This window comes from Acinetobacter sp. CIP-A165 (assembly GCF_000367985.1).
Lineage (GTDB): Bacteria > Pseudomonadota > Gammaproteobacteria > Pseudomonadales > Moraxellaceae > Acinetobacter.
In genome coordinates this window covers 70,853-83,353 of sequence record NZ_KB849200.1, presented here as the reverse complement: position 1 = coordinate 83,353, position 12,501 = coordinate 70,853, and the positions used below count along the sequence as shown (strand labels likewise).

Annotated in this window: 13 protein-coding genes; 2 read left to right on the top strand and 11 right to left on the bottom strand. The window is 41.5% G+C overall.

From position 1 onward, the window contains the following. Positions 1 to 20 precede the first annotated feature (20 nt). Entirely contained in the window at positions 21 to 1,277 is a 1,257-nt protein-coding gene (locus tag F991_RS00355) for a D-amino acid dehydrogenase (RefSeq protein WP_004668013.1), read from the bottom strand. A gap of 137 nt (positions 1,278 to 1,414) precedes the next feature. Between F991_RS00355 and F991_RS00350 the strand changes: the two genes are divergently transcribed. After that, positions 1,415 to 1,885, top strand: coding sequence for an Lrp/AsnC ligand binding domain-containing protein (locus F991_RS00350; RefSeq protein WP_004668012.1), 471 nt, complete (start codon positions 1,415 to 1,417; stop codon positions 1,883 to 1,885). 79 nt (positions 1,886 to 1,964) lie between these two features. On the opposite strand, the gene F991_RS00345 is transcribed toward F991_RS00350, so the two are convergent. Next, a complete protein-coding gene (locus F991_RS00345; protein WP_004668011.1) occupies positions 1,965 to 3,113 on the bottom strand; it encodes an acetyltransferase domain-containing protein in 1,149 nt (382 codons plus the stop codon). 79 nt (positions 3,114 to 3,192) lie between these two features. Here F991_RS00345 and F991_RS00340 point away from each other — a divergent pair, with 79 nt between their 5' ends. After that, a complete protein-coding gene (locus tag F991_RS00340) occupies positions 3,193 to 5,283 on the top strand; it encodes a TonB-dependent siderophore receptor (RefSeq protein ID WP_004668010.1) in 2,091 nt (696 codons plus the stop codon). 51 nt (positions 5,284 to 5,334) lie between these two features. Here F991_RS00340 and F991_RS00335 read toward each other — a convergent pair whose 3' ends face one another. The 9 genes from F991_RS00335 to F991_RS17930 all read right to left on the bottom strand — a co-directional run bounded on the left by F991_RS00335 (position 5,335) and on the right by F991_RS17930 (position 12,394). Further along, complete coding sequence (locus F991_RS00335) at positions 5,335 to 5,703, bottom strand: ribonuclease E inhibitor RraB (protein ID WP_004668009.1); 369 nt, start codon at positions 5,701 to 5,703, stop codon at positions 5,335 to 5,337. A 126-nt stretch (positions 5,704 to 5,829) separates the two neighbouring features. Next, complete coding sequence (locus F991_RS00330) at positions 5,830 to 6,315, bottom strand: GNAT family N-acetyltransferase (protein WP_004668008.1); 486 nt, start codon at positions 6,313 to 6,315, stop codon at positions 5,830 to 5,832. A 24-nt stretch (positions 6,316 to 6,339) separates the two neighbouring features. After that, positions 6,340 to 7,005, bottom strand: coding sequence for a pseudouridine synthase (locus tag F991_RS00325; protein ID WP_004668007.1), 666 nt, complete (start codon positions 7,003 to 7,005; stop codon positions 6,340 to 6,342). Positions 7,006 to 7,137: 132 nt separating this feature from the next. Further along, positions 7,138 to 7,929, bottom strand: coding sequence for a 4-hydroxy-tetrahydrodipicolinate reductase (locus tag F991_RS00320; RefSeq protein WP_004668005.1), 792 nt, complete (start codon positions 7,927 to 7,929; stop codon positions 7,138 to 7,140). Positions 7,930 to 8,681: 752 nt separating this feature from the next. Further along, complete coding sequence (locus F991_RS00315; protein ID WP_004668004.1) at positions 8,682 to 9,569, bottom strand: DMT family transporter; 888 nt, start codon at positions 9,567 to 9,569, stop codon at positions 8,682 to 8,684. A gap of 170 nt (positions 9,570 to 9,739) precedes the next feature. Then, complete coding sequence (locus F991_RS00310; RefSeq protein ID WP_004668002.1) at positions 9,740 to 10,696, bottom strand: carbon-nitrogen hydrolase family protein; 957 nt, start codon at positions 10,694 to 10,696, stop codon at positions 9,740 to 9,742. 148 nt (positions 10,697 to 10,844) lie between these two features. Further along, entirely contained in the window at positions 10,845 to 11,420 is a 576-nt protein-coding gene (locus F991_RS00305) for a DUF4126 domain-containing protein (protein WP_004668000.1), read from the bottom strand. A gap of 124 nt (positions 11,421 to 11,544) precedes the next feature. Further along, complete coding sequence (locus tag F991_RS16900) at positions 11,545 to 11,688, bottom strand: zinc ribbon-containing protein (RefSeq protein WP_004667998.1); 144 nt, start codon at positions 11,686 to 11,688, stop codon at positions 11,545 to 11,547. 514 nt (positions 11,689 to 12,202) lie between these two features. Further along, a complete protein-coding gene (locus tag F991_RS17930; RefSeq protein ID WP_416201908.1) occupies positions 12,203 to 12,394 on the bottom strand; it encodes a hypothetical protein in 192 nt (63 codons plus the stop codon). Between the last annotated feature and the right edge of the window lie 107 nt (positions 12,395 to 12,501).

Genomic DNA, 12,501 nt, shown 5'->3' with positions numbered 1-12,501 from the left:
AACTTCCTTGTAAACTCAACTTATGCCGCGTGTGAATAACGCTGAATCGACAAACCATCGGTACTAATCTCGGTACGATGATTCATAACCAAATCACTGATCAACTTGCCCGAACCACAAGCCATGGTCCAACCTAGCGTGCCATGTCCTGTATTCAAAAATAGGTTGTTATATTTTGTTGCACCAATGATCGGAGTACTGTCTGGGGTCATCGGACGTAAACCCGTCCAGAATGATGCCTGCTCCAAATCTCCACCGGGGAATAGATCTCGTGTCACCATTTCTAAAGTGCCACGGCGGTCTTCATTCAAGCCCAGATTAAAACCGCTTAACTCAGCCATACCACCGACACGAATCCGTTGATCAAATCGCGTCAGCGCAACTTTATAGGTTTCATCCAATACAGTTGATTGTGGCGCAAGGCTAGGATCAACAATCGGCACGGTGAGTGAATAACCTTTCACTGGATAAACAGGTAAATTCAGTTCAAGTGGTTTCAGGAAATCACGTGAATAACTGCCAAAGGCCAGCACAAATCGGTCTGCGGTCAGGATTGCACCATTGACCATCACGCCTTTGATCTGATCGCCTTCAACAATCAGTTTTTCCACATTTTGATCAAATTTGAATTCGACACCTAAGTCTTGGGCGATTTTTGCCAAAGCATTGGTAAAGAGGTAACAATCGCCTGTTTCATCATTCGGCAAATGCAAACCACCCACCAGTTTATCGCTATGCGCTAATGCCGGTTCGACACTGCCCAGTTGTGCAGCATTGAGCAAATTGAAGTCCACACCACATTCTTTTAACACTTGAATATCACGTTGTACCGCTTCAAGTTGTGCGTCATTGCGAAACACTTGTAGCGTGCCCTTAGAACGATTTTCATAATGAATACCAGTTTGCGCTCTGAGGTCACGTAAACAGTCACGGCTATATTCAGCCACACGCATCATGCGTTCTTTGTTGACCGCATAACTTTGTGGATTACAGTTTTTTAGCATTTGTGCCATCCACTGTAGCTGCCACATACTACCGTCCACACTTATTGCAAGAGGTGCATGATGTTGGAACATCCACTTCACTGCTTTAAACGGAATACCGGGTGCAGCCCACGGTGTTGAGTAGCCCGGCGAGATTTGCCCTGCATTACCAAAACTCGTTTCTTGGGCAGGACCAGACTGACGATCAAGTACAGTCACTTGAGCACCTTGTTGCGCAAGGTAGTAAGCACTTGCCACACCAATAACACCACTTCCTAAAACGATAACGCGCATAATAGGTCCCTCTCGCCCACTAGTTTATTTAACTAGTATATTTTCGTATCAATAGTTTTTTTGACTGTTTTTAGACTTATAATCTAGGTAATTTAATCGATTTGTCATGAAAAAATTAAAATAAAAGGAAATAATCTATGCGTACATTAGATCGTATTGATCGCCTGATTTTAGAGATTTTGCAGCGTGAAGGTCGTATTGCAATTAGTGAGCTGGCCTCACGTGTCAATTTATCGACCACACCCTGCTCAGAACGTGTGAAACGATTGGAGCGTGAAGGTGTGATCATGGGCTATTACGCTCGGCTCAACCCTGCATATGTGGATCGCAGCTTATTGGTATTTTTAGAAATTAAGCTGTCTGCCAAATCAGGTGATGTATTCGATCAAGTCGCGAGAGATCTGGTCGATATTCCTGAAGTATTAGAATGTCATTTGATTTCAGGTGAGTTTGACTATCTAGTCAAAGCACGACTCAAAGAAATGAGTGCTTATCGACGCTTATTGGGTGACTTATTGAAAAAACTACCCGCATCTGCATCTTCACATAGCTATGTGGTGATGGAGGAAGTAAAAGAGTCTTTATATTTAGATATGAGTAGGAGCTGACGTTCACAGTCGTTTACGACAGCCCTAAACTAAAGCGCGTCTGGCTCGGACACGCTTTAGAGATACAGATATTTCACGATTAAAAATATTTTAAAATCGCGATGTGTTTATTTTGATGTTTGAATGTTGAAAACCACTTCACCACAGGATAAAGCGCAAAAGACAACCCAATCGAAATCAGCCACAGCATCCATACATGCGCAACCGAAAGATAAGCGCCTTGATTGACACCCCAAATACTTACCGCAAGCACATAGAGCAACTTCAACACATACAAATGCAGTAAATAAAAGAACATCGGCACTGAACCAAACACCACCAACGGTTTAAACCATTGTCGTTGTTGCCAACGATCAAATACCACCAAAAGGATCAGCCCCACACCGACATTCCACAAAAGGAAAAGTAATGAGGGTGGATATTTTGTCAGATTAAAAAAGCTCATGATACTGAGTTGTAAACTATCAAAATGCTGCCAAGGCTGATCACCATAGACATTGATCAAACGCAGTAAAATAAACAATCCGAGACTGATCAAGCCGATGCCCAATAAATACTGATTTCTTTGTTTAGCGGTGTATTTTTGACTAAAGAAATGTCCCAAGGCATAGCCCAATAAAATCACGCCAATCCACGGTAAAATAGGATATGAAGTACGTAATTTGATTCCTGCAAACTCGATCCAGCCACGCTCATGCAAAACCAGCCACAATGTCTGTATTGCAGTTCCTTCGGAGAAATGCACGCTGTCTAAAAGATTATGCCCAAAAATAATAGTCAGGCCGCTCAGGACCATCACAGGTAAAGGCAAACGAATACACGCCGCTAACACCACCATACTGACCCCAATTGCCCAAATCACTTGCAAATAAATCACATCTGGCGGGAAGGTCGCGGTCCAAGCAAAATTGACCAACGTCAACTCAAGTGCAATTAAAAACAGACCACGCTTTAATAAAAAAGCCCGTGTTTGTTGCAAATTTTGTGTTTTTGAATAAAACAGAAAAGCTGAAATACCCGTTAACAATACAAAAATAGGCGCACAAAGATGTGCCAATACACGACTGCCAAATAAAGCGGGTTCAGTCGCAGATACATCCATTGGATCTGGTACTTGTTTATGCAGATAGAAAGTTTCTCTGACATGATCGAGCAACATGATCAGAATGACCAAACCTCGTAATGCGTCAATCGACTGTAACCGTTGGCTCGTTTTCACTAAGGACATAACAAAAAAAGATTTAAAAATTAATGTAATGTTATACTATTACAAAATACTCCTTTTGTCTTTCTTTGGTTGATGATTTATGCAACGCACACTTGGATTTTGGTCTTGCTTGGGGCTTGGTCTTTTCTCTACAACAACATGGGCAGATGACCCGACCACGGTACTTGAAACCATCCGTATTCAAGCGGATACATCTCAACAGGATATCCAGCAAAACAGTAGCGCAAGCAAATTCTCCCACGATGTCCTCGATATCCCCTTTAACCGGTCATTCATTTCTCAACAAGTGATCGAGCAACAAGATGTGCAACGCATTGACGATGCCTTAACCTTGGTCAGTGGTGTGTTTCATCAAAATAACTATGGCGGTGGATTTTGGGATAATTATTCCTTTCGTGGTTTTAGTAGCGATCCCAATCTCGGTGCTGCAACCATTCGTAATGGTTTAAGCGTGAATCGTGGGGTCAGCGCACCCAAAGATATGGTCAATATCGAATCACTGGATTTTCTAAAAGGACCGATGGCTGCACTGTATGGGCGTGGAGAAACAGGCGGGCTACTCAATATCAATAGTAAAAAACCACAGTGGCAAAGCGAAAGTGAAATTAATCTTCGTGCCAATAGCCAAGAGCAATACCGCATCAGCCTCGAACACACTGCCCCGATCAATGATGCGCTGGCTTATCGTTTTGCTGTTGCTCATGAAGACAATCAAAGCTTCCGTGATCATGTCAGTAGCGAACGTTGGTTCTTTTCACCACAACTGACTTGGAAAATTTCAGACCAAACCCAACTCGATTTTGACAGTGAATTTACCCAACATTTGGGCACCTTTGACCGTGGCATCAGCACAGTTCAGAAACAATTTGTGATGAATCCGAAAACCTTCACTGGTGAACCCAGTGATGGCGATATGCGCGTCAAAGACCATTTTTACCAATTGCGTTTAAGCCATGAATTTAATGATGCATGGAAACTCAACAGTGCACTCAGTTATAAAGATGCGCAAATGGTTGGTTTCTCAACTGAACCTCGGCGTATGCAAGCCGATGCTCGAACATTGGAACGCCAACGTCGTTATCGTGATTATCAAAGCGAAGATGTACTGGCACAAACCGAACTGCTGGGAAAATTAGACAGCACATGGGCACGTCATGAAGTCGTTGTTTCAACAGAATTAGGACAATTGGACTATCGTCAATATCAATTACGTCGCAATCATAGTTCTGAGTACCCCAATACCATTGATATTTATCAGCCAAATTATGGACAGTACTCACCAAGCTTAGCGCCATTTACTGATACCGATGAGCGACAACGTTATTTTGCGCTCAACCTACAAGATCAGATGTTCTTTAATGATCAATGGAGCGTCTTAGTTGGGACTCGCTTTGATCGAGTCGAACAAAACTTTGAAAATCATCTGGGGCAAACACAGCACAAGCAAAGTCTTAACCAAGCCAGTCCACGCGTCGGTGTCAATTTCAAAGCATCGGATCAATGGTCGTTTTATAGTAATTATGGGCGCTCATTTGCGATGAACAGTGGGATGGATCGCAATGGTGAAAACTTTGCTCCTGAAAAAGGTCAAAGTTATGAAGTTGGAAGCAAATATCAGCTCAATGATCGCAGTCTGCTCAGACTCGCATTATTCAAAATGCAAAAGCAGAACGTACTAACCACAGATCCGATCGACAATAGTTTTCAAACCGCTGCGGGTGAAGTCAGCAGCCAAGGTATTGAATTGGATCTCAACAGTCAATTCACGGATCGCTGGTCACTCAATGCCAACTATAGCTATACCGATGCCAAGATCGAAAAAGACCAAGACTTAGCAAAAGGAGCACGCCTCAGCAATGTGCCTAAACACCAAGGCTCTATCAGTACCAATTATGAACTTTTACAACAAGATGCGATAACAGCAGGTGTAGGTGCCAACCTCACTTATGTCGGTGAGCGTAGTGGTCATAATCTTGATAATGGTTTTAATCTGCCAAGCTACACATTGGTTAATTTAAATGCCTATTACGCACCGTCTGATCGCTTACGCTATCAATTCAACCTGAATAATCTATTTGATAAGACCTATTATGTTTCGAGTTATAGTGATTTATGGGTTCAGCCGGGTGAACCTTTGAATGCCTCCGTGTCAGCTCAATTCAAATTCTAATCAATATGACTCAGCCCGTATCAAGCGAGCTGAGTCATATTTTATCCATGATTATTCATCTTCTTCATCATAGATGTAACTCATACAGCCCCAACCATCGTACTCACCCTCAAACTCTTGAGCGATACGAGTCATCCACTCTTCCAAATCTACAATATCTTCATGTTCAAGCATCATATTGACATGAATATTCAGCACCCACATATCCGAACCGTCTGAGTGCAATTCTTCTTGAAACATTGAGATTTTTTGCTCTTGGTGTAAAAGATGCAAAGCACATTTTTCAATTTGCTCTTGTTTCTCAAACACAATCGAAAACTCCACCTCATGGGGTTCGCTCAGGTCGTTGCCATCTTCAAACATTTGCCACAGCACATTGCCGTTGTCGTCATCAGGAAATTGTTCAGGGTCGCGTGTCATAAGAATATCCTTTGTTATGTATTTGACTTGATCGTTTGGCTATAGATTAAACCATTTTTATGTCAGTTTTTAGACGCATTAATATAATTATTGTAGCCAGAACTTGAACCAAATCATCGCTGTGAATTATCGCGCAAGGTGATTAAATTCGATTGAAAGCACCACTTGATCAAGACACCGAATGCCATTTTCAAAAATAGGTTCAGGATAGTTTTTAAAGGCATCACGCTCGATACGCGACATGCGAAAACCGCATTTCTGATACAGCCCGAGTTGATTTAGACTCGAACTCCCCGTTTTCACCCATAAAGTTTGCACTGCCAATTGCGCGACATATTCAATCGCAGATTGAATTAAAGCCTTCGCCAAACCCTGCCCTTGCATCCGTTGATCTACTGCGAGATTTCGAATCTCCGCCTCATGGTCATTTTGAGTTAGACACAGTTGCGCAATGATATGACCCTGCTCATCAACAATTACAAAGATATTTGCTTGTTCTAGATAAGTCGAGATTTGCACCCAATCGGGATCAGCTTCCAATAACAACAACTTTAATTGGGCTTGTTGTTGTGCGGATAATGCGACCCATGATGTATGTTGAACTGGATACATGGTTCTACCTCTTGCTGATGATGATTAAAACTTTACCTCAGCATGAATCTCAATATTTTGCATATTTAAGGGATGTCGAAAAGCCAAATGAGCGGCATGTAAGGCCATCCGTTTTAAATGAAACTTGGCAGGTTCAGGATGATAGAGTTTATCCCCCATAATCGGATGCCCAATATGCATCATATGGACCCGAAGTTGATGCGAACGTCCTGTCACAGGCTCTAAACGCACACGGCTTTGATCCGTTTCTGCATCATAGTGCAACGATTGAAATAAGGTTTTGGCAGCCTTCCCTATTTCAAAATGCACCATCTGACGTGGACGATTTTCCCAATCGGTAATCAATGGAACCTCGACACTGCCTTCAGCCTGAATCTGCCCCTGCACCAAAGCCACATAGTGTTTTTTCACACTACGCGCCTGAAACATTTTACTGACTGCAACTTCGGCATCACGATGCTTGGCAAACATCAACAAACCAGAGGTCGCCATATCCAGACGATGGGTGACTTTGGCGGTCGGATATTTTTCCAAAACACGCAAATAGGCACTATCTTGATGTTCAGGTAAACGCCCCATCACCGACAATAGCCCCGCAGGTTTATTCACCACCACCAAGTCTTCATCTTCATACAAGATTTCTAACGGATCTTGCGGTGGCATATAAACAAAGTTGTCATTTAGAGGCATAAGGGCGCAATTGGCTAACAAATATCAGCGCAAATCATAAAGAAATTCCCATCATTCGGCAAAAGCATTTTGGCGGGGTCACAATGATAATAGCAGGTGTTCCACGTGAAACAAGCTCAGCTAATCCTCTGCTCAAGAACGCGTTGGCTGTATGTGCATACTGCTATCGGACTCATCCAATTTAAAAAATGGCAATAACAGCGCTTCCATACTATAAAAACCTTTAGGCTTATCTTTTAGGTTTTCGATCGCAAATAAGATGCCATTGCCAAAAGCTTCACGGGTAATTGACTCATGTTTGAGTCGAACGGTTTGAAATGGAAAACCAAATAAGATTTCATGCACCCCCACAATCCCGCCAGCCCGTACTGATTTAATCGTGTCTTCAGACAGCCCTAACTCACGTGTAATCACTTTGGCTGTGCCTGACACCTCAGATTTGGCTTTAAAGTGTTCTTCAATGACATCAATATCGGTATAAGGGGCGATATTTTTTAAAATCTTGGCGGCAAGAATCAGGAAGTTGATCCCGATGGTGATATTTGGGGAATGTAAGACACAGGTGCTTTCAGCCAATTGATGGAGCTGATTGATGCGAGCATCGGGATACTGGGACACGGCACTGACAATGGTAATGCCTCTTTTTGCCGCTTCTTCAGCGTAATAATCTAAGCCTTGTTCTGAGGAAAAATCGACAATCACATCGACTGGATAGCGATCGAGAAGTTCAACGATAGAATACTCATCTTTTGAATGGATAATGCCTGGATCATCTGCCTCAACCCCCAAAAACTCAGGAACAGATCGGTGCTCAAGCTGTTTAGACTGACGAATAACCCATTGTAAACTGGTCTTTTTTGACTCTAATAATACGGATGCAACTGCACGGCCTGTTTTACCAAAGCCCATGATACCCACTTTCATTTTAATTGTCCTTTTCTGCACTTAGGGGCTTCCAACTATCCCCCTATAAAGATCTATCAGATGCAAACCATCTCATAAATAAATAGTGTAAAAAATCTCCAGCCTGCCAAAGTTAGGCCCAAACTAACAACTCAACATAAGCCTGTCAATCAATGTACTTTCATGCAAGCAAAGACAATGAGAGCTAAATAATTGAAAATATTTAACTTATTAAAATGTCACATGATGTTTAGTCAGCGACAAATTATTGACAATCAATCACTTAAATACGATCATTGAAGAGGATGGAGGAGCTTTGCAGCGAGGAAAAGTGAGATGGTTTTTTTTCTTATTTATTGTTGTTTCGCAGAATTTTTAAGGGTATTAAGGGAAAACATGTTGTTTACTTCAACACCTATGACTTTGTAAGTCATAACCTTTGCCTATAAACTTTTGATTTATAGCGTCCTAAGCCGAATCAAGACCTTTTGGGTAAGTACACACTTGCTTTATAAGCTTCGGTGCATGCTACTCTTTTCGATCCCTTTCACACCCTTGCGATATAGTTTAGGGGGATCGGTGTGGGATTGTTTTCCTAAAAAATGTCATTTTTTGCCAGTTTTGAAATAATTTTGCATCTTTATTTTTAAAATCAGAATTATTTACCATTATTGAGTTTTAAATACAGTTAAAATTCTCTATAAACCACATTTAATAGAAATTTGAATCAAAAAAGACTTAGAGAAATGGTATGTTTCCAAGATAAACCGCCACTACGCCCAAATCACCATAATCGCAGCAACGATCACCAGCCACAAACCAAGATGATCTGTTCTGGCCAGTTTCTCTTTAAAGAAAAATACTGAAATCAATAAGCTAAATAGAATCTCAACCTGTCCCAGCGTTTTAACAATCGCCACCGTCTGCATACTCATAGCACTGAACCAGCCCAATGAAGCAAGGAAGCTACAGACACTGACCTTAAATGTGAGCCCGAGTCGTTGCCACATGCTATACAAGGTTTTTCGACTAAATAACCCTAAATACAACAGCATAATGATGCATTGAAAACTGATTAGACTGCACAGCACCCAAGCTGCACGATGTAGAAATGGCAACATGCTCAGTTCTAAACTGGCTTCGCGCACCAACAATGACGTAATCGCAAAGCATAAACCACTGCCTAACCCAATTAACAAGGTTTTGAGTGATAATTGGGCCTGCTGATGACCTTTACTCAGGAGAAAAACCGCTACAGCACCGATTGAAACACCAATCCAGCCCCAAACGCTTAAATGTTCCTGTAAGAACAATACCCCGACTAAGGCTGCCAAGATCGCTTCACTTTTGGCCAGTCCAACCCCAATCGCATAGTTTTTTTGTTGAAACAATTTGACCATCAATGCTGTGGCATAAATCTGACTGATCCCTGCAATCACTACATAGAACCAAAATTTATTGGAAAAATGCACGTCAGCAGTAACAGGTTGGTGAAAATAGAGAAAAGCCAGATAACTAAAGGCAAAAATCGGAGCAAATACGAACCGCGCTAATGTTGTTCCATACACATCAACAGTGGTGCTGAGCTGTTTTTGAAATGCATTGCGCCAAGCCTGCATAAATGCAGCCATAAGGGTGAACAAGATCCAAGTGATTGCCATAAGCTTGAGCGCAAAATCAAATATGCGTGTAATTTACTCGCTTCACTGTGATTTTTCGAGCGTTAGTTTAGAAAAATCACCTTGATTGATACGGTTTTAATTGCTTGTTTTTAAGTGAAAGATCACCGAAAGTACAGCGTTACTAATAATCAAAAATAGCGGGCTGATGCTTAGTTTTGCCATGGAAACTTTTTAAGACGATGACGGAGTCGATACATTAAGCCACCATGAAGATTGCCTAGATGCCACGCCAATTTTGAAGTTACGGTCATATCTGGAATCCAGTAACGCGGCTGCACTTGATCCAAAGGCTGCGGCTCAGCGATTTCAACTTCGGCGGCAATATAGCCCTCGCCATCTTCCAAACTCATCCGTGCCAACACCTTGCCCGATGCATCGCAGATTTGAGTCTCACCCACCATTTCAGTCAACCATTTCACATGCGGTAACAGTGGCATATCACTCATTACCTCACCCACATGTGCGGCATGCACCACAGGTATGCCTGTCAAACGTGCCATTTGGGCAGGCAAAGCTTCACTTTGTTGTTTATAGATTTGATGTTCGTGTCGCATCCACTTACCTAACACCCCATACCAATTGATCGGCATGGAGTACCAACACATGCCGCCTAAAATCAATTGTGCGCGCTGATCTCGGATGCGTTTCGCAGTACCATAACGTGCCCACTCCCACCCTGACACTAAAGCAACTTTGCATTTCAAGGTGGTTGAATCGACTACGCCATCATCGACACCACCACGATAAAAGTTTTGCTCCCATGCCGTTGGGATATCTTTGTCATGCAGATGATAGTCACCATTCGCCTCGACCAAGATATAAGTGCCATAGGCGTGCCCATCCCGAATTGCAACAAATCCGCCGGTGATAACGACATTGAGCTGCGTTGCTAATCGAATTAACAGTTGTAACGGTTCGCCTTGTAATGGTTGTGGTGTCTGCAATGCCGGTGGTGAATAAACATTTGGGGAAGTCATGGACTCAGGCAGCACGATCACATCAGGTTGATGCTCCTGATATGCCGCTAAAATCAGTTGTTCAAGCTTTTTTAAATTTGCTTCGACTTGTCCAACTAATAATGCAGGTTGAATCGCCACAATTTTCATGAGAACCCTTTTTTGTCGAAATTTTATTCTCAAAAGATTAGCATTAAATCTTAAAAAAACTGTGGCACTGCTCGATACATTTTCGGCTTATTTATCTAATACTCCAGCAATGACCATAAACTCTAGATTCATCGCACCATATATAAACTTACAATGAAGGGCTTATATTTTTTCGCTTGTTTGCTCGCACCCAACGTACAGCCACCACAACAAAAATAATCACCAATACCGTAATCGCCACAGGCATCACAAAAGCCAAAACTGACAATAAAATTGAGCCAATCAATTCCCCAGTTGCAATCATAAAATTTCCTAAACCACCGGTAGTGGCTGTAGATATTCCACGCAAAGCGACGGTATTTAACTGAACTGCACCTGCTGTTCCACCACCAACAATAATCGCGGCTGCCCAAGTTGCAAACTGAGACATTTCTCCACTAATTACTGCCATCGTGGTCAGCGTTCCAGCAATCACTGCCGCAGGCGTTGCGACCGTATCCAATAAATTATCGACCCATGGCACATAGTATGCCGCGACTTCACAGATCGTCGCAAAACCGAGCGCCGCGCAAACGGTGGGCATCGCCAACCATTCAAAACCTTTAGCGGGTTCATACCATCCCATTAGAGTGGCTATACTCATGACCAATAAAGGAACAAATACTCGAAAACCACAGGCTGCACTTAAGCCTACGCCAATACATAAAGCTAATATTGTTTCCATATTGGTTTTCCTTGTTTGATGCCGATGATCGGTCTTGTTGTTTCATGTTTTTAAGGTAACAAAAAGCCCCATCAAGTGACAGGGCTTTTATTCAAACAGTGGATAACTGTTTGGTGTTTGCGGCTTAAGCAATCTTACTGTTAAATTGATTGCCAAGGCATTTGGTACACGGAGGTAAACGATCAGTACCAATTTCTAAATAAGCGCGATGTCCGCATTGGACACAAAAATAGAAACCAGTTCCGGGTCTTTCGCCAGCAGTCACCATCTTTGTTCTCCATAGATTTTAGAAATGGTACATATACTATAACTTGATAGTATTGATTATTTATTGACCTTTTTGACGAGTAGTTGTGGCGGAAAGGTTAAGAATGAAATTTGTATTTTTTTGCCTGCTAATTTCTAAGGATTTTGCGGATTGGAGGCCTTCTTCTTTTTCCATAAGATGAAGTCATACAGGAACAGGATGTTCCGGAACATAAAACAACAATAATAGGTTCATGCATCAGGATCGTGAGATACGACAGGAGTCATATCTAGCAACCCAATACGAAAAAGCCCGACAGGATGTCGGGCTTTTTTTATACTCAATACACAGCGTCGTTTGTTGTTTAAATTTTTAGGTATAAATATCCCTTTGAAAGCATTTCTAATTTAATAATTGCGTTTAGAATATTTTTTCTTCAACTTTAAGAAGTCTTTCTTTGCTTATAGAATTTTTAAAACTTAATTTAGTGTAATTTTAAATATATCATTTTCAAAGATTACTGAACTAAGTTATATTATTTATTAATTTTCCTTAAAGATTTTGGAAGTAAAATATCAATTTCAGAATCAGAAAAAGTTAACTCCTCACACTCCTTCAGAGCTTTTGTCGCTTTACTATACGCTTTATTAAATGTCCTCGGTGTTCCTTTATAAATTTCAAACAATTCCTTTTGATATAAATCACGTCTTTCAATAATTTGTTCAATTGAAATACTATTAGACTAGACTTCCGTCATAAATCAAAAAACGTACAATTTATTTGATCTTAAATTAATCAGCAAAATTATTTAATTCAAGAGATAATCCTTGGATG